Origin of the sequence: Streptomyces sp. IBSNAI002, from assembly GCF_052244475.1 — a bacterium.
Lineage (GTDB): Bacteria > Actinomycetota > Actinomycetes > Streptomycetales > Streptomycetaceae > Streptomyces.
The window spans coordinates 245083-266031 of sequence record NZ_JBQPXG010000005.1 but is presented as its reverse complement, the minus strand read 5'-3'; the positions used below and the strand labels follow the sequence as shown (position 1 = coordinate 266031).

The following is a 20949-nucleotide window of genomic DNA, read 5'->3' as shown; positions in this document are numbered from 1 at the left end:
CCTGGCGCCGCCGCCACCAACACCACGCCCGCCTCTGCCACCGCCGATGGCACGCCTACGCCGACACCAGACCATGATCAGAACCACGCCAGTGGCTATCTACAGCTGCCGTGACTTCTGGGTCAGGTAGTCTTTCACGGCTGCGCCAATTCCCTTGTATTGATTGAAGAACTGATAGCCAAGCTCGTGCTTCTTCATTAGATCTGCAAGGAGTCCGATTCGTCCGCTTTCCATCATGCCAACGGCAAGGAAGGCCAAGGTTTGCAGGCGAATTCCAGGAGTATTTACCATGGCGGTCAGGGATCCGTCGGATAGCTGCATTGCTACGGCACTGGCTCCGCTGGGGTATGAATTTCCCAGGGAACGAAGCAGCGTCGTTGCCGTGGCCGCATCCTTCCCTGCCAGACTGCTCATTGTTTCCACAATGAGACCGATCTTATCCGACTTTCGGGCTAGCATCCCGAGCAGATTGCCGGCCGCGTCGGGACGTGAATTAATCATCTCATTGACTTTGATGTCGTCGAGAAGCTCAATGAGGGCTCCTCTTACATTCGAGTCCAGGGCATTAAAGTAGTCGAGGGCACGCTGGGGGTGCGCCTTATTCAGGACCTCGGCCGCCAACGAAGTACGGCGCGCGCCATGCAGGGACGTCAGTAGCTGAGCAGCGTCAGACAGTTCTGCTGCGGCAACCATGCTTGCGACAATTTCACCGGAAAGGAGCGGGGTGATATCTTCTCGGATAAACCTTCCCAGGGCTGTGAAGATCTTGGTTACTGTTGTGGGATCTGTTCCGCTGAGAAGATCAACGACCTGTTGCGTGCGGCCGGCGGAGTGCAGGGCCCCGAGCAATGCTGCCGATGCCGGCGGAGATGCCGCTGCAATCAATTCTCTGAGAATGTCCGTGTCTAGGTGAAGGGCGATCGCCTTTTGCGTGTCGACCTTCATCGCGGCAAAGCAGCCGACTACTTTCTCCGGAGTTCTGCTGAGGATCGCGGCAGCATATTCAGTGCGGCCGGCCTCGTGAAGTGTCTCAAGCAGCTGGGCGGCGATCTGTGGTGTTGCTGCGCCGATCATTGCTTCCAGGACAGCGTCGGAGATATGGGCCATGATGGCGGTCTTGCTGGCCTGGGTCAGCGACATAAGGATCGTGACGGCCTTGCCCGGATCCATACCCGCAAGGATCGCGGCGGCGTATTCGGTGCGGTGGGACTGATGGAGGGTCTCGAGTAGCTGGGCGGCGATCTGTGGTGTTGCTGCGCCGATCATTGCTTCCAGGACAGCGTCGGAGATATGGGCCATGATGGCGGTCTTGCTGGCCTGGGTCAGCGACATAAGGATCGTGACGGCCTTGCCCGGATCCATACCCGCAAGTATCGCGGCGGCCTCTTGGGCCTGCCCGGCCTCTGCCAGTCTATTGAGGAGCCGCGTGATGATGACGGGCCGGTTGGCAGCGAGGAGATCAAGGATCTGGCTGATGAGGGCTTGCCCTCGGAGGGCCTCATACAGCCGTCCGCTGAAGTGGCCGTCGTCGCCTCCGCCGGCGGTGTCCAGATGAACGAGGGCCGCCGCTCCCAGGCTCGCGGCGCTGCCTGTCGGCGCGGAGAGAAGAATCCTGACGAGGAATGCGGTGTCGTCCGCGCCGTTGATGAGCAGCCGGGAGCCCAGACTCGCCATTGCGGGCTGGTACTTGGCGATGCCCATGATGAGTGCCATGACCACGCCTGTGGCCGCTGGGTTGTCCGCCTCGACAGCCTTGAGGAACTCGATGGTGTCTTCGGGGTGGTCGGTGTTGGCGTGTATGACGCCGCCGTAGACCTCTGCGGCGGCTTCCGCGGTGGCGTTTGCAAGCGACCGGATGAGAATGCCCCGATGGCGCGGATTTCTGGCGAGGAGAATTGCTGTGGGAAGCATGGCCTGGGGGTGGATGAAAGCAGTCTCCAGGACGTTCTCGGGCTTCAGGGTGCCTGTTTCGGGATTGGCGAGGGCCCTTAGGGTCAAAACGGCTCCTAGCGGGTTCTCCATGGCTACCGCTACCAAAAATGCCGCGGCGGCCTGGATGTTGCCCAGAGCGTTCATCGTTGTCGCCAGCTCACCCCACTGACCTCCGGCGACCAGGGACTTGCCTATGGTGCTGAGGATCTCCGGACCCGCGGCGGCCAGCGCGGCGGCCAGCGCGTGGTAATGCTCTGGGTGGTCCTCGCGTAGTTCTGCCAATATCTGGAGCAGGAGAGGGGCGCCGCCTCTCCCCCAGTTGATGGTGGCAATGAGTGTGGCCGCCTGTGGGGCGGGGAGCGCGGCGAGGAGATCCGGGACGTCATCGCGGCCGTTGATCAGCATCTGCTTCACCACGCCGGCCATCAATGCCGGGTGCAACGCGGCCATCGCGACTGCGAGTGCTTCCGCATGGGCAGGATCCTCATCCTCCACAGCCGCCAGTACACGATAGGCCTGCTTCGGGGTGAAGCTGGCAATCAGCCCAGCACCGATCTCCACTGGCGGATCCGCCAGGAGGAACCCAGGCGGGACACCAAGAGTGACCAGCGCGCTGCCCACCGCGACAATGTGCTCACTGTCAAGCCCGCACCACACCTGGCGGGCAACCGCCGGCGCTGCATCCCACAGACCCTTGAAGACGCCGGCAGCTGCCGCATGCCCGGAGAGCTGAGCCAACCCCTGCAGCACCTCGGTCGCCTGAGTCGGCCAGGTCAAGGACAAAGCGCTGCCCACCCCAGCGGGATCAGCCTCCGGCCCAGCCAACCACGCCCCCAGCACGGAAGCCATGGACTCCGCACTGTCCCGTACCGCCGCCGCCAAAATCTGCTGCCAGCTGCCAGCCGCCTTCCCCCTCAGCTGTCCCAGAACCAGAAATGCCGAGGCCGGAGCGTTCTCGGCCAACCTGGCCAACACGAAGCCTGCCTGCTCCGCATTCATGTCCGACAACAGCTGCGCCACCTGGAGCGGCAGATCCTGCGCCAGGTCGAGCATGTACGGACGGGTCGCATCAGCCGAGACCAGGGCCACACCCAGCGTCGACCGCGCCGAGTCGTCTACAAGAGCCCGGTAGCAAAAGGCCTGGACAAGCGGGACGTCGAAACTCCCGATAACAGATGCCACCTCAGTCGGATCTGCCCTCCCCAGGAGCCTCAGACCAGACCAGATCAACTCGAGATCTTCCTCGGCTATCTGACCCTGAGGGGCATACGTTTCAATTATCCAATCCGACATCCCTTTGAGGCCATGTTGGGATGCATAATCGGTAAGAAGCGGCTTTTCCATGCTTTCCTCTGCATAAAGTGAACGCCATCCCATGGCGCACGCAGGGCGTGTGGGCTGGCTCGCGTCTGGTGAGTCTCTAAGAACGAGGCAGCCAGCCCGATAGGCGGCTGCCAAGCACACATACTCACCGCCGAACCTCGCCAGACGGAGGCCAAACGGGCAGACCTCAGGTCAGCGATCCAGCGCACCTTCGGTGCCCGCCGGGGGCGTGGTAAATCCCCTGGCGTGCGCCGGGGTGCTTCTGTCCGCCCTGACGGGGCGGGGCCGGGTTCGGTATGGTGGTGGGGTTCGTTCCGGCCGAAACCGATGCCTGGTGTTGACCTTGATCACGGCAGCTGTAGATAGCCACTGGCGTGGTTCTGATCATGGTCTGGTGTCGGCGTAGGCGTGCCATCGGCGGTGGCAGAGGCGGGCGTGGTGTTGGTGGCGGCGGCGCCAGGTGGACCACCACAGCAGGTGCTCGCGGTCTCGTCGCGGCGGTGGCAGGATCAAGGTTCTGAGCAGGCGGAGGAGTTCGTGGCTGCTGAGGGGGACGAGGGCGGTCTCGTCGGGGTCGTCCCGGGCGGTCTGGGCTGTGCGTTCGAGGGCTGCGGCGGTGGCCAGGAACGCGTATGCGACCAGGGTGATCACGCTCCAGCGGTGCCAGGAGTTCCAGCAGGTGACCTGGCCCTTGTCGAGGTGGCAGGTCTCTTTCGCGTTCTGGAAGTCGTCTTCCACCTGCCATCTGCGGCACGCCAGTGACACCAGGCGGGCCAGGGTCACCGGTCCGGGGGCGAAGCAGCGGTAGTAGGACACGGTGCGGGTGTAGCGGTGGCGGCGGACCAGCAGGACGGACGTACCCGCGTCGCGGTCGTGTCCGTCAGGGGTGTCGTCGGCGGTGACCTCGATCATCGCCCAGTCGTAGTCGCGTGTCCCCTTTCTGGCCCGTGCCGGTCTGCATCCGATGCCAGGCCCGCTTCGGCAGCCGGGTGGCGGCCCTGGCCGCGTTCAGCTTCCCGGCCGGGGTGGTGACCTGGTGGTTCGAGCGCACGGCCACGACGTAGCCCAGGCCCAGCTCACGGCCAGGGCCCCGGAGTGTTCCCGAGATGTCCGGTTTGGTCATGTGATGCCGTGGAGCCGCAGGACGGCGGTGGGGTCGGTGTGGGCGCGTCTGGCGCTGGCGGCGTTGACCCAGCCGAGGGCCCGGAGGGTGCCGCGGACGATGTCGCCGAGGCCGGCCATGACGGCGGGCGTGTTGCGGGTGCGGATGGTGCGGGCGTCTTCGCCGAAGGTGACGTCGCGGACCCAGTGGACGCTGTTCTCGATCGTCCAGTGGCCGCGGGCCCAGGCTGCGATCTCCTCGGGGCTCGTCTGCTCGGCGGTCAGGTCGGTGACCGCGTAGACGATCTCCTCGGACCACTTCTTCGTGCCGAGCGGGCGGCGCCTGCGGCGGATGCGGACCACCTGGCGGGCGTGGGGGAACAGGAGCCCGTTCACGCTGGCGACCTGCAGTTCACGGATCTCCTCGCGGCCGTGGCCGGACTCACTGGTGCGGTGCAGGACCGGGATCTGCTTCCAGGGAAGGGACTTGAGCTGCCGGGCGAGGTTCTTCTGGTTCCCCTTCACGGACAGCAGGTAGTGGGCGCCGCGCTCCTCGACCAGGTAGCGGGCGTGCTCGCGCTGGGCGTGCAGGGCATCGAGGGTGACCACGGCGTCTTCCAGTTCCTCGTCGGGGATCTGTTCCATGAGGGGCTGGAACTCGGGTATCTCGTTGGTCTTGGCGCCGACCTCGCGGGCGGCGACGGTCAGCGCGTCCTGGTGGCGCACTGCGGAGAACACGTAGACCTGGGAGCCGTCCGGGCGCTTCGCCCCGCGCAGGCACTTGCCATCCCCTGCGAAGACCCGCCGCCGGGCCCGGGACGGTGGTGTGCGTTCGGCGGCGTGGTGAGCGCGACGCTGTTCGCGTTCGGCGAGTCCCTCCGGGGTCCGCGCGCTCGGCGCCCGGTCTGCTGATTGCCGGGCCAGGACGGCCAGTCGCGTGTAGCCGGCTCGGGTCAGCTCGGCCGGGTCGACCTTGCCGTAGGCGTCGCGCAGGGTCTTCTCGTTGGGGCACCGCATCCGGCCGGTCATCGGATCGAACGGACAACCGAGATCGGCCAGGACCTGCTGATCACAGCGACGTGCCCACTCCCCGATCGCGACAAGGGAGTTATGGCCGGCGGTGGTCATCGCACAGACCCCGATCGCCAGCAGCGTCGCCAGCCGGTAGCGCCTCCCACGCGGATCACGCGAGTCCGGGACCTGGGCCAGAGCCTGCAGCAGCCCGTCCGGGACGACCGGCTCCGACGCGGCCAGCGACTGCGCAAGCAGGGGCGCGCACACGGGCACGACGGCCACAGGGCAGGATGAAGCAACGAGCACGGCACCCCTGCAGATCGTGAAGCCTAGAGAACTCCATGATCCACAGGTGCCGTGCTCGCTTCACGCCCAGGGACAACCGGCGCCCACGGGGCCAAATCAGACATTCCCGGAACACTCCGGGGCCCTGAGCTCACGGCAGACACCACGTAGTTCCCGTGGCACTGTCACCTTGTTCGGGCGGTCTGGGATGATCTTGGGGTTGTGGGTGTCTGTGAGGGGTGGGGTTCGTGTCGTCTGCGTCGCCTTCGTACAAGAACCACCGCTACCCGACAGAGATCATTTCCCACTGTGTGTGGCTGTACTTCTGCTTCCCGCTCTCCTTCCGTGAGGTGGAGGAGATGATGCTCGAGCGGGGTGTGGTCGTCTCCTACGAGACGATCCGTCGGTGGTGTCTGAAGTTCGGTCAGGCCTATGCAAACAGCCTGCGCCGACGGCGCCCGCAGCCAGGCGACAAATGGCACCTGGACGAGGTCTTCATCAAGATCCGCGGGGTGCAGAAGTACTAGTGGCGGGCCGTCGACCAGGACGGCAACGTCCTCGACATCCTGGTCCAGAACCGGCTCGACAAGGCTGCAGCCAGGCGCTTCTTCCGCCGGCTCCTGACCGCGACCTGTCAGGTGCCCAGAGTGGTCGTCACGGACAAGCTCCGCTCCTACGGGGCTGCGCACCGGGAGGTGATGCCCTCCGTCGAGCACCGCTCTCACAAGGGATTGAACAACCGGGCGGAGAACTCCCACCAGCCCACCAGGCAGCGCGAACGCGCGATGAAAGGATTCCGCACCGTCGGCGGAGCCCAGCGGTTCCTGTCCGCGTTCACCGGAATCTCACCCCATTTTCGGCCCCACCGCCACCTGCTGACCGCCGGCCGGTACCGCTTCGAAATGAGGGTCCGCTTCACCATCTGGAACCACATCACCGGCGCCGCCGGCGTGCTCGCCACGGCCTGAACCACAGCTGACGACAGGCCCAGCACAGCCCTGACGCACCCTCAGGCGATCACGCCCTCGATAACGTGACAACACCCTCCCGTGAGTTGCCTTTGGACATGACCGCGATGAAGGGGTAGCCCTTGACCCCGCACACGATCGCAAGTCCAGTGCCGGTGTTGCCGCTCGTCAGCTCAACCACGGGCTGCCCCGGCTTGAGCTCCCCGGCACGCTCGGCCTCCTCGATGATTCCCTTTGCCACACGGTCCTTCTTGGACCCGCCAGGGTTCAGATAGTCCAGCTTGGCCAAGATCGTCCCGTCCAGATCCCGCGTGATCCGGTCGAGGCGCACCACGGGGGTCGCCCCGATGGCTTCTACGGCGGACGGCAAGACATCGTTCATGGTCAGTCCTTCGCTGATCGCTGCATCTCCCCCGCGACCCGCCCCGTGGGACATTATCGCCCGCGCTCGAGACGTCAGGTTCGGCCATCGGCAGTCCAAGCAAGGCCGACGGACCGGGAACGGTCATCGCACCCCCGGACCACTCCGCTGCATCTTGTTGAGCCCAGGCCGGAACTTACGAGGGATCGGGTTCTCAATCAGGCACTGAAGCGCGCGGACCGGGTCGATAGCGCGGTGGGGTGATGACCCCCGGCATGGATGAGCGGCTGGTACTGGCTGGTGGTGGCGCTGGTGCTCGGTCGGCTTCCGCACTCGTGCGCCGTCGAGAGGACGGGCCCGACAGGCGGACTACTGCCTTGGCTGTGGCCGGTCGGACACCGACGCCCTTTTCGGCTAGGCGGGCAGGCAGGGGCCGGCGCCTTTTGTGCTGCGCCATCGCTTGTGCCGAAAGGCTACGGAGATTCCTACTCTGCAAAGATTCCCCGCCCCGCAGGACTCGAGGGGCAGTGATCCTGGGATCCACCCGATGGGTGCGGGGTCAAGCAGCTGGGGCTGGCATGTACCTATTCGGAATCGGGAGATGTCTCGCCTCGCAGCGATGCTGTGACCAGCTCTATCACTATCCACAAAGAGGAAAAATGGCGTCCATCGTCTTCGAAGGGCACGGGAATTTTTACCCGTCGACTCTTCCCCCCATGACTACCGTGCCTGATAACTCGGCCATTTTCTTTTTCACGGAAGGCCTTAAGGGGTTGTCCCGGGGCGACGCGGAGGAGCTCCTGTCTAAGGACTCATTCGAGCTGGCTGCCATCGAAAGCCAGGCGTCAAGGGTCATCGAGGGAGGGTCTGGAGTGTTCAACTACTCTCTTTCCCCTGACGTGGCGACCCAGGACTATTCACACTATGCCGAGACTGCGCGGCATCGCGGTATCGAGCTGGTCACGGTGGCAACCAGGACGCTCCTTTCTGACCTTTTTGCCTTCTATGGGGCGAACCATCGTTACTACTGGCTGGCCTGTTCGACGGTGGCTCTCTCCGGTGACACTTGGGGCGAGATGCTGGGTGTCAACACGCCGCAGCTCCACTACGGCAGCAACTCCCCCGGGCAGTGGGACGAGAGGACACAGTTCCAGGACTACAGTTTCCGTCGTCCCCGAGGGGTCTGCGCCGAACCGTGCGGAGTGACCGGGTGCACGTCGGTCTGTCGCCATGTGCCTGAGCATCGGGCGACCCATCCGCAGCACCGGTGTCACCGCGGCCATCAGTGGAGCGTCCAGATCCGCCCCAACCCCGTCTTCAACCAGCGGGGAGGGAACGTCACACCCGGGTACTGACCTTGTTCTTTTTCTTCTGGCCTCGAACGCGGTCTCGTACGGGGTCGCTCACCTGTGGATTCGTCTGACGTGGAGGCGGCCTTCGTCTGATCATGTGCTCCGACCAAGGAATGCACGTGATCACGACGAAGGCCGTGGGGTGAGTCTGCTGCCTGGTGCTGTCCGGCAAGGGGAGTTTGTGGAAGCGTCATGCTTCCGGGGCGAGTTCTACGAGTGTCTGACCGCCCGGCGGGATGAGTTGTTCGAGCTGGTGGATGCGGTGCTGTGTGCCGACGGTGCGGTGAGGTCCCCGGTGGAGCTGACGCTGGTGCCCGAGCATCGTCGCGGGCACGGCGCGATGTACGGCGGCCTGAACCACGGCCGTATCGACGTGGGCCGGCTGCGGACCGTGCTGGCCGGGCTGTCGCTGCCGCGCTTCGAGGGCGGGCGCCTGGTCCTGGCGGTTGATGTCTCGCCGTGGCTGCGGTCGGACGCGCCGTGCTCGGCGGAGCGGCTGTTCTGCCACGTATACGGCCGCGCGAAGACGGCATCGCAGTTCATTCCGGGCTGGCCCTATTCCTTCGTCGCGGTCTTGGAGCCCGGCGCCACCTCGTGGACTTCGGTCCTGGACGTGCTCCGTCTCGGGTCCGAGGACGATGCGACCGCAATCACCGCCGCCCAGCTGCGGTCAGTGAGCGTTTTCAGCGTTGTCTCTCCAGGGTGAGGACGGCTTTGGTGATGACGCTCATGCGGTTGGGGCTGATGCGGGATCTGCGGAAGATCTGCCAGGACTTCAGCCGTGCCATGCCGCGTTCGACAGGTGCCCTCGCGGCGGACAGGCCCCGGTTGAGGGTCCTCTCGGTGACGGTGAGTTCGCCCTTGGGTGGTCGGCGCTTGGCGGTGGTGACCCAGTCGCTGGCTCCGATGTAGGCCATGTCGGCGAGGACCGGGACGCCCTGGCGTGCGCAGATCCGGAGGATCGTGTGGGTGCGGGCGGCCGTCAGATCGTGGGTCCGGCCGGGCAGTGCCGGCGACAGCCACAGAATCCTGCCGGCCGGGTCGGTGACGACCTGCACGTTCACGCCGTGCCGCTTGTGTTTCGAGGAGTAGTCGGCCCTGCCGTCCCCGACGCGGTCGCACTCCGCGAGCGTGCCGTCCAGGAGAACGAAGTCCGGATCGTGCGCGCGCAGAATCTTCAGCAGGCCCGGCGCCTGCTCGGCGAGGAGATCGGTGACCGTGGTGACGTAGGCGTGGGCGGTGCCCACGGATATCCCGAAGGCCCCGGCGATCCGGGCGAGGGTGTCATGCCGGCGCAGGTACACGAGTGCGACCAGAGCACGGCGGTGCGGCGGAAGCTTGCACTGCCGGTCACCTTCACGGGTGACGATGAGCATCGTGACCCACTCGACCAGGGCGTGGGGCAGGTCGAGTGCGGCAGGATAGAAAACCAACAGGGCTCCTGTGCTGCTGAGTTGAGACGTCGAACACCTCCCTCAACGGCACGGGAGCCCTGTCTGTTGCGCACCCACCCTCCCACCGCCCCGTCACCCGATCGGTGGCCACACTGAAAACGCTCAGTGATCGAGAGCCTTGTGGCGGCCGGCCAGTGGACTGCGGGCGATCCGGACGTCACGGTCGTCATGGATGCCGGCTACGACGTCACGCGCCTGGCCTGGGTCCTGCGGGACCTGCCTGTTGTCAATCCCCTCGGACTGTGGAGATCTTCTAAGCGGCCAGCTCCAAGGCGGAGTTGGCCCGGTGGTCGTGCTCGTAGTCGATCGGACTCTGGTAGCCGCACACGCTGTGTAGCCGGTGCGTGTTGTAGAAGCCGGTGATCCAGGTCGCAATCCTCAGCCGGGCCTCGGTGCGGGTGGCGAACGTGTGGCGGTAGGCGTACTCGACCTTGAGCACACTGTTGAACGCCTCGCTGACGGCGTTGTCGAAACACGACCCGACGCGGCCCATGGACTGGGTCACGCCCAGTCGGCGGCAGGCCCGGCGAAAGCGCCGGGAGCCGTACTCGCTGCCGCGGTCGCTGTTGTGCTTCCCCTCGTAGCGTGGAGTCGTGACCCGATAAGGAGTTGAGGGTGGGGAAGCGACGTAGCTACGACGCGGAGTTCCGTGAGGGGGCCGTGCGGATCGTGCTGGAGACGGGCAAGCCGGCTGCGGAGGTCGCGCGGGATCTGGGTGTGCACGAGGGCACGCTGCAGACCTGGGTGAGCCGGGCCCGCGGGGCCGCGGAGACGGGTACCGGCCCTCTGGAGGAATCCGAGCGGGAGGAACTGGCCCGGCTCCGGGCGGAGAATCAGCGGTTGCGCAAGGAGACCGTCGAGCTCGGGATGGAGCGTGATGTCCTCAAGCGATGCATGGTCCTGTGGGTGAAGTAGCTGATTGGGACCCGGCGGTACTCGTCGGGGTGATCAGCGACTGCAGGACCGAGGAGAAGATCCCGCACACCGTGGCCTGCCGCGCGCTCGGTGTGTCACCGGCCTGGTACTACAAATGGCGTGGCAGGCCTGCAAATTTGACGAAGCGTGAGGTCAGACGGGCCGCGCTGACCGAGAGGATCAAGCACTTCTTCGACGCGTCGGGTCGGACCTACGGCTCGCCCAGGATCACGCTTGACCTGTGGGCCGAGGGCTGGCAAGTGTCCGTGAACACGGTCGCCGAGATCATGTCCGAGGAGGGCTGGTACGGCCGCGAACCGAAAAAGAGCAAGGGCCTGACTCGCCAGGGCAAGCGGAAAGCAGCCCGCGACCTGGTCGGACGGCACTTCGACGCGATCGCTCCCGACGTGCTCTGGGTGGGTGACATGACCGAGATCGACACCGGCGAGGGCAAGCTCTACCTGGCCACCGTCATCGACCTGTTCTCCCGCCGCTGCCTCGGATACGCCATGGACGCCCGCCACGACGCCGCCCTGGTCAGCGCGTCCCTGCAGATGGCCGCCGCGACCCGCGGCAGCGACGTGGACGGAGTGATCTTCCACTCCGACAGGGGCAGCGAATACGCCTCCGCCGCCTACAACAGCCTGTGCGACCGACTCGGCGTGGTCCAGTCCATGGGCCGCGTGGGGTCCTGTTTCGACAACGCCGCCGCCGAGGCGTTCAACTCCACCGTCAAGACCGAGTACATCCACCGGCACCGGTTCACCACCCGCGCCGAAGCCCGGATCAAGATCGCCACGTGGATCGCCGACTTCTACAACACCAGACGCCGACACACCCGTGCCGGCGGACTCCCACCCGTGGAGTTCGAACAGAAGATCAGCCAGCAACGCAGCCAAGCCCACCAGAGGGCCGAAGCCGCATAGAAGAGGACTCTACGTTTCCAGGGGATTGACACGTGCGAGACGACGATGCCGCGCTTGAGCATCAGCTCCTCCACCTCACGGAAGGAGAGCGGGAAACGGAAGTACAGCCACACACAGTGCGCGATGACCTCGGCCGGGTAGCGGTGGTTCTTGTACGACGGCGACGCAGACGACACGAACCCCACCCCTCACAGACACCCACAACCCCAAGATCATCCCAGACCGCCCGAACAAGGTGACAGTGCCCACCAAAGGGGTCATCTCACCACGGCCCGCCTCCCCCAACACACACCCCCACACCCACACAATACAAACGCCACACCCACCGCCATCCACCGCCGGCCCGTCTCATACGAGACGACGATGCCGCGCTCGAGCAACATCTCCCCGACCTCGCGGAAGGTGAGGGGCCCCGCGTTTTCCGGACAGCTGCTAATTAGCAAATTCAGGCTGCGAGCTGCTGGTTCAGGTACTCGTCGTGGACCTCTCGTGGGGTCCGGTACCCGAGTCCCGAGTGACGGCGCTTCGTATTGTAGCGGACCTCTATGTAGCGGGCGATGTCGCGGTAGGCGTGTTCTCGGGTGGGGTATACGGTCCGGTGGACACGTTCATTTTTCAGGGTCGCGAAGAATGATTCCGCCATGGCATTGTCGTAGCAGATCCCGGTCCGGCCAACGGATTGCCGGATTCTTAGCCCGGTCAGTGTATTGGCGAACTGGGTCGAGGTGTAATTGCTGCCGCGGTCCGAGTGAAAGATGGCGTCTTCGGCGAGTGGGTGGTTGCGTGCTGCCATTTTGATGGCTGCTTCGATAAGTGGGGTCTTGTAGTTGTCGTCCATGGCCCACCCGATGACGGCTTTGGTGTGGCAGTCGATGACGGTGGCGAGGAATACCCAGCCTTCCCAGGTTGGAATGTATGTGATGTCGCCGACCATTTTGCGGCCGGGTGCGTCGGCGGTGAAGTCGCGGTTCACGAGGTCAGGGATCGGGCCGGCGGAGCCGTCGTTCTCGGTGAGGCTGTGGCGCCACGGTCGTGGCTGACACGCCTGGAGGTCCAGTTCCCGCATGAGGTCACGCACGAGCTCGGGTCCGCAGGGGACGCCCCACGCGGACAGGTCGGCGTGGACCCGACGGTAGCCGTAGGTTTCGTCAGAATCCTCGAACGACTTGGTGATCAGCAATTTCAGATCCTCCCGTCGCCGGGCAGTCGCTGAAATCGGCCTGCTCCGCCATTCGTAGAAGCCGGAGCGGGATACTTCCAGCCAGTCGCACATCTTGGCAACCGGCACCGTGTCTTCAGTGTTCGTGGTAAATATTGCGTACTCTGCATCGATGAACTCGAACTTGTCGCTCACCGAGGGTCCTTGGCGAAGTACGCTGCAACTTTTTCCAGGAAAGCGACTTTCTGTCGCAGCTCGCGCAATTCTCGTTCCTGCTCCCGCAGGCGGGCGCGCTCGTCGAGCGTGAGTTCCGGCTCCTCGCCATCATGCTCACGACGGTATGCGTTGACCCAGTTTCCCAGAGTTCCTTCAACGAGTCCGAGTTCCCGGGCGACCTGGGCGACCGGACGCGACGTCTCGATCACCATCTTCACGGCCTCTTCCCGATACTCCGGGCTAAATTTCCTGCGTTTCTGCGACAACCGACTTCCCTTTCCGAGTGGTCCCACCGTAGTGGGACCACTGTCCGGAAGGTTCGGGGCGCCTCACCATCCGCTTGGTTTTGGTGTTGACGCCTTCGGTGGGGCCGTTGCTGTACGGAAGTGTGACCGCGGCGATCACGGCGTCGCGGTCTCGCTCGAGGCCGCGGATGAAGGCGTGCAGGTGCGGCAGGTCGGCGGTACGGACCTGGGTGATCCAGTGGTCGAGCGCGTCGGCGTTCTCGGGCTGAGGTTTCAGGAGCGGGGCGAAAGTCCGGACGGTGGTGGCCAGGTGGGTCATCTCGGGACAGGCGGCGGTCAGTCGGTCCAGGAGACCGCGATGTCCGGCCTTGAGGTTGTCTGGCCTGGTCAGGAGTATCCGGGCGAGTCTGCGTGGGGAGATGTGGCTGCGGTCGGCGTCCGCCCGGCCTTGGCTGATGTACTTGTGCAGGAGGTTGAGGCAGCCGGTGAACCCGAGAGCCTGGATCTCCTCGAAGAGGCGCTGGACGGGGACGGCGGGGTCTTCGGCCCAGCGTTTGCGCAGGTGATCGCGGTAGGGAGCGACGAGGCTGGACCGGTATTTGGGGACACGGAGCATCCGCTCGGGTCGGTCGGCGCGGGCATAACGTTTGACGGTGTTCAGGGACAGTTGCAGGCGGCGGCCGCATTCGAGGAGGCCCACGCCCTGGTCGAGCAGGCCGTGGACCTGGTACCAGCGTTCCAGCGTCGTGATTGCTCGGGGCCCGTCATAGAGAGCGGCGTCGAGCACGGTGGCCCAGCAGACGCTGTGTGCCCTGACCTCGTCCAGGGCGGCTTCGCACAGGTTGTTCCACCGATGCCAGCGGTCACTGACCTGCACGGCGTCCGGCAGGGCCCGGCGGATGACTTCCGCGTAGGTCGTCGATCCGTCACGGCACACGACCTCGACCTGCGGATGGGCACGCAGCCACGCTTCGAGCGTGCCGGCCGTGCGGTCGGGCAGGACATCGATCCGTTCATGAGTCTCGGCTTCGATCACAACGGTGGCAGAGCGGTGCCGCCGACGCAGAGCGAAGTCGTCGACGCCGATCATTCGGGGAATCCGGCCGTCGGGCAGCGGGATGCCCAGCAGGACGCGGAGGGCCGTGTGATGGGACAGGCCCATGGCGAGTGCGGCCAGCAACCGTACTCCCGCCCGGCCCGCTAACTCCTTCACCACTGCCTTGACCTGCCTGGTCAGACGGGTAGTGCGCCGCTGATAGCGCTCCAGCACCCCTGGCACCTGCTCGCGGAAGGTCTGGCGGCACCCGCGCGTGGGACATACCAGGCGCCGCAGTCGTACTCGGAGCAGCACCCGTCGGCCGTCCACTGGCACATCGGCCACCGTCCGCCAGTAATAGCCGTGCACCTGCCCCGACAGCACCCCGCACACCGGGCAGGGCGCGGGCTCCTTCTGAGCCCGCGCCCTCACCAAAACCCGCCCACCCTCATCGACCACATCCTCGATGACCAGCGGCGATATACCCGAAAACACCATCTGAACAAGCTCGTTGACGTCCATCACAGCAACACCAACGAGCTCCGCCACCCAGCGTTACCACCGAATGTGAGACAGAGCCGATAACGTGACAGCACCTAGGAGAGCGTTCAACGCGGCCCGTCCCCGCAACTGACGTTTGTACTTGCACAGCACAAGAGGCCAGGCACCCCGGCCCCGGGTGCCTGGCCTCTTGTGCTGTAAGGGGTCGAGCCCGGGTTCTGATCAGTGCGAACCAGCCTTTAGTTTGGCAGTCCGGTACTTACAGACTCCCGAATTGTCAGAGAACGGGCTGCTCGGCGCGCTCGAGCTTCTGGGTCCCGTTCAGTGTCTGGTACGAGTGGGACCATGCTGCCGTGGCGTCCGGTCGGCGCATGTCGGACAGGACGTAGTAGTCCATCTGTGTACGGTGCGCCGTCACGTCGAGCACTCCGTAGCCGTGGGCGTCCATGTCCACCGACTTCACATGCCAGTTCGCGGCCCTGACCGCTGATTCGGCCGCCAAGGAGACGGTGTTGGCCGGCACGCCGAGCATCTCGTCCAGATTGTCGGAGGTTACCGAGGTGACCACGAACTCGGTGGCCGCCGTGCCTGAGGCCGGATAGGTGGCCATGTCCATGGGCACATCGTTGGCCCAGGCCATGTGGATGTCACCGGTGAGGAACACGGTGTTCTTGACGCCCCGGTCGCTCAGGTGGTTCAGCAGTTCCCTGCGGTCGTCCGTGTACCCGTCCCACTGGTCCACGTTGACCGCCAGACCGCCTGCCGGCAGGCCGAGCAGTTTGGTCAGTGGCTTCAGCACCCGCGCGGGCAGCGAGCCGAAGGCCACCGGCGAGATCATCACTGAGGTGCCGACCAGCTTCCAGGTCGCGTTCGAGGAGGCCAGCCCGGACTTGAGCCAGTCGAGCTGGGCCCGCCCGGTGATCGTGCGCCCGGGATCGTCCACGGAGCCGCTGCCCGTCTTGACCTGCTGCGACCGGAAGGAGCGCAGGTCCAGCAGGTGCAGATCGGCCAGACTGCCGAAACTAAGCCGCCGGTAGACGGTGCCAGCGACGGAGGTACGCACCGGCATCCACTCAAAGTACGCCTGCTTGGCAGCGGCGGCCCTGGCGGCCCAGTCGCCTTCGGATCCCGGGGTGTGGTTCCCGGCGCCACCGGACCAGGTGTCGTCCGCGAATTCGTGGTCATCCCAGATCGCCACGATGGGGTGGGCCGCGTGCAGTGCCTGGAGGTCAGCATCCGTCTTATACATGCCATGCCGTGCCCTGTAGTCGGCCAGGGAGATGATCTCGTGCTTCGGCTCGTGCTGCCGCACTACGTTTTGCGCTTTTGGGTACTCCCCGGTGCCGTACTCGTAGATGTAATCACCCAGGTGCAGGACCGCGTCCAGGTCGCCGCGGCCAGCTAGGTGCCGGTAGGCCGAGAAGTAGCCGGATTCCCAGTTCGCGCAAGACACCACACCGAACCGCACTCCGTCGGTGGCGGTGCCGGCGGCGGCGGTGGTCAGCACCCGGCCGACGGGGGAAACGGCGTTACCTGCGGTGAACCGGTACCAGTACGGGGTACGGGGTTGCAGACCCCGTACGTCCGCCTTGACCGTGTGATCGCTGGAAGCGCTCGCGATCGTGGTACCGGCGGCCACAATCCGGGAAAACCCTCGATCAGCAGCAACCTCCCAGCCCACCGTCACGTCGGCGCCACGGCCCGATCCGGGCACAGCATCCGGGGCCGGAGTGACCCGGGTCCACAGCAGGATTCCATCGGGCAGAGGGTCACCGGAAGCGACCCCGTGGAGGAAGGAAGGCTCAACGGCCTCGGCGGCCCGAGCGGGGCCCAGGCCTGCTAACGGGGTGAGTGCGGCAGTGGCCGCGGCACCCAGGACGACGGTACGGCGCCGGGGGCCTGATGGGCCGCTCGAACAGGCACTGAAGGAAGCAAGATTGTTGATCACGGACGGGACGTTAGCGGCACGCGCTTCCCCTGGTACATCCACCGAACGACGCGGCACGGGCGGACCATAGTCGTAGTCGGATGCAGATCCGACAAGGAGGCTTGGTCACGTTCTCGGCGGTGCTTTTCACCAGGTTGCCAGGGCAGGCGAGGGACGACGACGCCCCGCTCGGGTGCTGTCACGTTGTCGGTGGTGGGGTGGGATGATCTTCGGAGTGTCCGTCTGGGGAGGGGTCCGTTCGTGTCGCCTGTCACGCCGTCGTACGCGAATCACCGCTGCCCGGCCGGGATCATCTCCCACTGTTTGTGACTGCACTTCCGCTTCCCGCTCTCCTTCCGTGAGGTCGAGGAGATGATGCTCGAGCGCGGCGTCGTCGTCTCCTGCGAGACAGTGCGGCGGTGGTGTCTGAAGTTCGGGCAGACGTACGCCAACGCGCTGCGCCGCAGGCGCCCGCGGCCGGGCGGTAGATGGCACCTCGACGAGGTGTTCATCAAGATCCGCGGAGTGCAGAAGTACCTCTGGCGGGCCGTGGACGCCGACGGCAACGTCCTCGACATCCCGGTGCAGAACCGGCGTGACAAGGCCGCGGCCAGCAGGTTCTTCCGCAGGCTCCTCACCACCACCGGACAGGTGCCCCGGGTGATCGTCACCGACAAGCTGAAGTCGTACGGGGCTGCGCACCGTGAGGTGATGCCCTCGGTCGAGCACCGCTCCCACAAGGGATTGAACAACCGGGCCGAGAACTCCCACCAGCCCACCAGGCAGCGCGAACGCGCGATGAAAGGATTCCGCAGCGTCGGCGGAGCACAACGCTTCCTGTCCGCGTTCGCCGGAATCTCATCCGACTTCCGACCTCACCGCCACCTCATGACCGCCCGCCGCAACCGCTTCGAAATGAGGGTCCGCTTCACCATCCGGAACCACATCACCGGCGCCACAGGCATGCCCGCCACGGCGTGAACAACAGACCGCCAACGCCCCACCACGCCCTGACACACCATCAAGCGGTCACGCCCCCGGCAACGTGACAACGCCTGTGCCGGAGGATGCCGGCGGCCCCCGTGACGTGGTTCCAGATCGTGAAGCGGATCAGGTCCTACTGGCCGGAAACCTCAGGAGACGCGCAAATTTTGTGGTGGGGCGTTGCCCGCGTGTACGGACGGTGTCAGGGTTCCGTCACCCCCCCTCTCGCCAACCTGGTTCACTGGAGGATGTTTTGGCTGTCCGTCATAGCGTCGTCGCCGCGGCCGCGGCCGCGCTGCTGCTCCCCGTCCTGACTCCCGCTGGTGCCCTCGGAGCACCCTCTGGCGGCACCGCGATACAGCCGCCCGGCAAGCAGGATGTCGCCATCGGCAGCGGCGGAGCGGTGTCGAGCGTCAACCCGTACGCCACTCAGGCCGGGTTGGACGTACTGCGGCGTGGCGGCAATGCCGTCGACGCCGCGGTGGCCACCGCGGCCGCGCTCGGCGTGGTGGAGCCGTACTCGGCGGGCATCGGGGGCGGCGGGTACTTCGTCCGCTATGACGCCGCGACCGGAAGGGTGAGCACGATCGACGGGCGGGAGACCGCGCCGGCGAAGATGCGCTCCGACTCCTTCGTCGACCCCGCCACCGGCAAGCCCATCCCGTTCGCAGAGGCCGTCAATTCCGGCCTGTCCGTGGGGGTCCCCGGCACCCCGGCCACCTGGCAGAAGGCCCTGGAGGACTGGGGCACGATCCCGCTGGCGTCGGCCCTGCGGCCGGCCACCCGGCTCGCGGACGAGGGTTTCGTCGTCAACGAAGAGTTCCGCGCCCAGACCGCGATGAACGAGGAACGCTTCCGCGACTTCACCTCCACCGCCGCACTGTTCCTGCCGAACGGGCAGCTCCCCATCGTGGGCTCCCGGTTCCGCAACCCCGGCCTCGCCCGGACGTACCGCGAGCTGGCCCGTGAGGGCGTCGACGCGCTGTACCACGGCGACATCGGCCGCGATGTGGTGCGGACGGTGCAGCACCCGCCGGTCGCTCCGGGGGCCGACGGCGTGGTCCGCCCGGGGCTGATGGAGCGCGGCGACCTCGCCCGCTACGCGGCCGTGCGCCGGGAGCCCACGCACACCAAGTACCGCGCGTGGGACGTCTACTCGATGGCCCCTTCCTCCTCGGGAGGGACCACCGTCGGTGAGGCCCTGAACATCCTGGAGAGCTTCAGCCCGTCGCAGGGCGACGGGACCCAGATGCTCCACCGCTACCTTGAGGCCAGCCGGATCGCCTTTGCCGACCGCAACCGCTGGGTCGGCGACCCCGCCTTCTCGGACGTGCCCGCTCAGGAACTCTTGTCCAAGGGCTTCGCGAAGGACCGGGCCTGCCTGATCCGTCCCGACACCGCGCTGACCAGCCCGCTGGCACCGGCCGACCCGCGGGTGCCGGGCTCGGCCTGCACCCGCGGAACCGGCAGCGAGGAACCGTACGAGGGCCCCTCCACCACCCACCTGGTCACGGCTGACCGCTGGGGCAACGTGGTCTCGTACACCCTCACGATCGAGCAGACCGGCGGTTCGGCCATCACCGTGCCCGGCCGCGGGTTCCTCCTGAACAACGAGCTGACGGACTTCAGCTTCGTCCCTCTGAGCGCCGGGGTGCCCGACCCGAACCTGCCCGGCCCCGGCAAGCGTCCGCGCAGCAGCATGTCTCCGACAATCGTCCTGGACGGCGGCAAGCCGATGCTGGCCATCGGCTCGCCCGGCGGGTCAACGATCATCACCACGGTACTGCAGACGCTCGTCAACCGTCTCGACCTGGACATGACGCTGCAGCAAGCCGTCTCCGCGCCGCGGATCTCCCAGCGCAACCGGACGGTGACCGACGCCGAGCCCGCCTTCCTCGACTCGCCCGAGCGCGGGCGGCTGGAGACACTGAGCCTTTTCAGAGTGGACACCGATCGGGTGAGGGCCTGACCCGTGAAGGCGAGGACCACTGCAGGACAGAGGCCGGTCAGCTCCACAGGGCCGTTCACCCTATGGGGCGGCCGCTGAAGAAGCTCACTGGGGCACGCCTTCGTCCTGGCTCCCAGTACCTTTACCCCCTCGCCGGAGATCGGTGCCGTGGCCGCGCTGGAGTTCCTTCCCGACGGCCGGGTCGCGGCGGTCGCAGAGCCGCACCGCCGCGGCGGCGGTTCGGCGATGGTGGTGCGCGGGAGCCGCTGACGCCGGCCAGGGCGCGGCGCCCTTCCGTCAACAGGCCAGGTACGGCCGGCCGTCCGGCCTGGCAGCGACACCGTGGGTGGATGCTGATACCCCTATGGATGTCAAGGTGCGGTTGGGGTGGGGGCGGCGTTGGCCTGGCGGTCGCCGCCGCGGTTGAGACGGCGGCGTTGGGTCTTGCCGGAAGACTGCTCGACGATCTCCTCGTTCACGTGCTGGATACGGCGGGCGAGCAGTCGCGAGGTGTGGCGGGCTGCGCCCGCCGGGCCGGCGAGTGAATGTCCTCCAACTGCGCGCATCGTCCGATGCGGTGCGCGCCAGCCACCCCGACCTGCTCGACGCCCGCGGTATCGGCCCGGACAGCGCACCCGGCGCCGTGCAGCGCCCGCCTGCCGTCTCGCCTGCGGGACCGGTGCCCCTGCCGGGGAGTCTGCCTTGTCAGTGCGGGTCCGTAGCGTCGTAAGGTGAGGGACTGGAGCAGCCGGCCCGCGCGGGAAGGGGTACGGTGATGGGCGAGATCAGCGTGAGCGGGGAGTAACTGGACCGGCTCCTCCTGGACAGCAAGGGTGCCTACGGCGCCCCTTACCTTCGCGGAGCTCGCGCGTACGCATCGCGGCCGTCCTGCCGCCGGGATCGTGCCCCTGCTGGCCCGGGCAGCGCTGTGGGAGGCTCGCCGCCGGTGCGAGGTCCTGGAGCAGGTCCTGGCCGACGCGATCGACAGCAAGCAGGCGGCTCCCCCGGTACCGAAGAGGACCCCGCCGGCGGCGCCCGGGAAAGCTGCACGCCGACAAGGCCGACGACTATGCCCACCTGCGGCGATGGTTACGCGGACGCGGAATCACCCACCGCATCGCCCGCCGCGGCATCGAGTCCTCCCAGCGCCTGGGCCGACACGCTGGGTCGTCGAGCGCACCATGGCCTGGCTCGCCGGCTGCCGCCGACTCCACCGACGCTACGAACGCAAGGCCGAACACTTCCTCGCCTGCACCCTCGCCTGCACCCTCATCTGCTACCGGAGACTCACCACATGAGACG

General features: G+C 66.2%; 15 protein-coding genes and 7 pseudogenes. 10 read left to right on the top strand and 12 right to left on the bottom strand.

Translation table 11 applies throughout. From position 1 onward, the window contains the following. Positions 1 to 99 precede the first annotated feature (99 nt). Positions 100 to 3276, bottom strand: a complete 3177-nt coding sequence (locus ACTVZO_RS43060) for a hypothetical protein (protein WP_443304038.1) — start codon at positions 3274 to 3276, stop codon at positions 100 to 102. A gap of 363 nt (positions 3277 to 3639) precedes the next feature. Next, complete coding sequence (locus tag ACTVZO_RS43055) at positions 3640 to 4167, bottom strand: hypothetical protein (RefSeq protein WP_443304037.1); 528 nt, start codon at positions 4165 to 4167, stop codon at positions 3640 to 3642. Between the two features lie 17 nt (positions 4168 to 4184). Between ACTVZO_RS43055 and ACTVZO_RS43050 the strand changes: the two genes are divergently transcribed. Next, the gene (locus ACTVZO_RS43050; protein ID WP_443304036.1) at positions 4185 to 4319 is read left to right on the top strand and encodes a hypothetical protein; all 135 of its coding nucleotides are present in this window, start codon (positions 4185 to 4187) and stop codon (positions 4317 to 4319) included. A 55-nt stretch (positions 4320 to 4374) separates the two neighbouring features. Here the strand turns inward: ACTVZO_RS43050 and ACTVZO_RS43045 are convergent, their stop codons facing one another. Next, entirely contained in the window at positions 4375 to 5676 is a 1302-nt protein-coding gene (locus ACTVZO_RS43045; protein WP_443304034.1) for an ISAs1 family transposase, read from the bottom strand. A gap of 227 nt (positions 5677 to 5903) precedes the next feature. Between ACTVZO_RS43045 and ACTVZO_RS43040 the strand changes: the two are divergent. Continuing rightward, positions 5904 to 6623, top strand: a pseudogene (locus tag ACTVZO_RS43040) (IS6 family transposase). A gap of 49 nt (positions 6624 to 6672) precedes the next feature. Here ACTVZO_RS43040 and ACTVZO_RS43035 read toward each other — a convergent pair. Continuing rightward, positions 6673 to 7005: a pyridoxal-phosphate dependent enzyme gene (locus ACTVZO_RS43035; RefSeq protein ID WP_443304033.1), complete on the bottom strand. Its 333-nt coding sequence runs from the start codon at positions 7003 to 7005 to the stop codon at positions 6673 to 6675. A gap of 638 nt (positions 7006 to 7643) precedes the next feature. Between ACTVZO_RS43035 and ACTVZO_RS43030 the strand changes: the two genes are divergently transcribed. Together ACTVZO_RS43030 and ACTVZO_RS43025 are read left to right on the top strand one after the other, a co-directional pair. Further along, positions 7644 to 8339 carry a putative adhesin gene (locus ACTVZO_RS43030; protein ID WP_443304032.1) on the top strand — a complete coding sequence of 232 codons (696 nt, stop codon included), beginning with the start codon at positions 7644 to 7646 and terminating at the stop codon, positions 8337 to 8339. A gap of 139 nt (positions 8340 to 8478) precedes the next feature. Then, positions 8479 to 9012: pseudogene (locus tag ACTVZO_RS43025) on the top strand (transposase); the annotation flags it as partial. A gap of 7 nt (positions 9013 to 9019) precedes the next feature. Here the strand turns inward: ACTVZO_RS43025 and ACTVZO_RS43020 are convergent. After that, a complete protein-coding gene (locus ACTVZO_RS43020; RefSeq protein WP_443304031.1) occupies positions 9020 to 9769 on the bottom strand; it encodes a transposase in 750 nt (249 codons plus the stop codon). 120 nt (positions 9770 to 9889) lie between these two features. Between ACTVZO_RS43020 and ACTVZO_RS43015 the strand changes: the two are divergent. Further along, a pseudogene (locus tag ACTVZO_RS43015) lies at positions 9890 to 10066 on the top strand (NF041680 family putative transposase); the annotation flags it as partial. Here the strand turns inward: ACTVZO_RS43015 and ACTVZO_RS43010 are convergent. Further along, on the bottom strand, positions 10044 to 10295 hold the full coding sequence (locus tag ACTVZO_RS43010) for an integrase core domain-containing protein (protein ID WP_443304030.1): 252 nt from the start codon (positions 10293 to 10295) through the stop codon (positions 10044 to 10046). The pseudogene ACTVZO_RS43015 and the gene ACTVZO_RS43010 sit on opposite strands and share 23 nt — an antisense overlap. A 110-nt stretch (positions 10296 to 10405) precedes the next feature. Here ACTVZO_RS43010 and ACTVZO_RS43005 point away from each other — a divergent pair, with 110 nt between their 5' ends. Next, positions 10406 to 10705 (top strand): transposase, encoded by a 300-nt coding sequence (locus ACTVZO_RS43005; RefSeq protein WP_443296350.1) that lies wholly within the window; start codon positions 10406 to 10408, stop codon positions 10703 to 10705. Beyond that, positions 10681 to 11631 carry an IS3 family transposase gene (locus ACTVZO_RS43000; protein ID WP_443296356.1) on the top strand — a complete coding sequence of 317 codons (951 nt, stop codon included), beginning with the start codon at positions 10681 to 10683 and terminating at the stop codon, positions 11629 to 11631. Before ACTVZO_RS43005 ends, ACTVZO_RS43000 begins: the two co-directional genes overlap by 25 nt. A 23-nt stretch (positions 11632 to 11654) precedes the next feature. On the opposite strand, the pseudogene ACTVZO_RS42995 reads toward ACTVZO_RS43000, so the two are convergent. From ACTVZO_RS42995 to ACTVZO_RS42975, 5 genes and pseudogenes are all read right to left on the bottom strand, one after another. Beyond that, positions 11655 to 11800 (bottom strand): annotated as a pseudogene (locus ACTVZO_RS42995) (IS6 family transposase); the annotation flags it as partial. Positions 11801 to 11963: 163 nt separating this feature from the next. Further along, positions 11964 to 12041: pseudogene (locus tag ACTVZO_RS42990) on the bottom strand (IS6 family transposase); the annotation flags it as partial. A 35-nt stretch (positions 12042 to 12076) separates the two neighbouring features. After that, positions 12077 to 13272, bottom strand: a protein-coding gene (locus tag ACTVZO_RS42985) for an IS3 family transposase (protein WP_443296327.1) whose coding sequence is annotated in 2 segments (ribosomal slippage) — positions 12077 to 13020 and positions 13020 to 13272 — 1197 coding nt in all. Because the reading frame shifts where the segments join, the coding sequence is not laid out codon by codon here. Continuing rightward, on the bottom strand, positions 13247 to 14809 hold the full coding sequence (locus ACTVZO_RS42980) for an ISL3 family transposase (protein ID WP_443304029.1): 1563 nt from the start codon (positions 14807 to 14809) through the stop codon (positions 13247 to 13249). Before ACTVZO_RS42980 ends, ACTVZO_RS42985 begins: the two co-directional genes overlap by 26 nt. 256 nt (positions 14810 to 15065) lie before the next feature. After that, positions 15066 to 16736, bottom strand: a complete 1671-nt coding sequence (locus ACTVZO_RS42975) for an alkaline phosphatase D family protein (RefSeq protein ID WP_443304028.1) — start codon at positions 16734 to 16736, stop codon at positions 15066 to 15068. A 288-nt stretch (positions 16737 to 17024) separates the two neighbouring features. Here ACTVZO_RS42975 and ACTVZO_RS42970 point away from each other — a divergent pair. Both ACTVZO_RS42970 and ggt read left to right on the top strand, forming a co-directional pair. Continuing rightward, positions 17025 to 17696: pseudogene (locus tag ACTVZO_RS42970) on the top strand (IS6 family transposase). A 256-nt stretch (positions 17697 to 17952) separates the two neighbouring features. Continuing rightward, a complete protein-coding gene (gene ggt / locus ACTVZO_RS42965; protein ID WP_443304027.1) occupies positions 17953 to 19668 on the top strand; it encodes a gamma-glutamyltransferase in 1716 nt (571 codons plus the stop codon). Between the two features lie 350 nt (positions 19669 to 20018). Here the strand turns inward: ggt and ACTVZO_RS42960 are convergent, their stop codons facing one another. Then, entirely contained in the window at positions 20019 to 20213 is a 195-nt protein-coding gene (locus ACTVZO_RS42960; RefSeq protein ID WP_443304064.1) for a hypothetical protein, read from the bottom strand. A 445-nt stretch (positions 20214 to 20658) separates the two neighbouring features. Between ACTVZO_RS42960 and ACTVZO_RS42955 the strand changes: the two are divergent. Then, positions 20659 to 20945, top strand: a pseudogene (locus ACTVZO_RS42955) (transposase); the annotation flags it as partial. Positions 20946 to 20949 lie beyond the last annotated feature (4 nt).

Excerpts from the sequence above, each read along its gene's own strand:
- ACTVZO_RS43060 (WP_443304038.1), bottom strand. The coding sequence starts at position 3,276 with ATGGAAAAGCCGCTTCTTACCGATTATGCATCCCAACATGGCCTCAAA.
- ACTVZO_RS43055 (WP_443304037.1), bottom strand. The coding sequence starts at position 4,167 with ATGATCGAGGTCACCGCCGACGACACCCCTGACGGACACGACCGCGAC.
- ACTVZO_RS43035 (WP_443304033.1), bottom strand. The coding sequence starts at position 7,005 with ATGAACGATGTCTTGCCGTCCGCCGTAGAAGCCATCGGGGCGACCCCC.
- ACTVZO_RS43030 (WP_443304032.1), top strand. The coding sequence starts at position 7,644 with ATGGCGTCCATCGTCTTCGAAGGGCACGGGAATTTTTACCCGTCGACT.
- ACTVZO_RS43000 (WP_443296356.1), top strand. The coding sequence starts at position 10,681 with ATGCATGGTCCTGTGGGTGAAGTAGCTGATTGGGACCCGGCGGTACTC.
- ACTVZO_RS42980 (WP_443304029.1), bottom strand. The coding sequence starts at position 14,809 with ATGGACGTCAACGAGCTTGTTCAGATGGTGTTTTCGGGTATATCGCCG.
- ACTVZO_RS42960 (WP_443304064.1), bottom strand. The coding sequence starts at position 20,213 with ATGCGCGCAGTTGGAGGACATTCACTCGCCGGCCCGGCGGGCGCAGCC.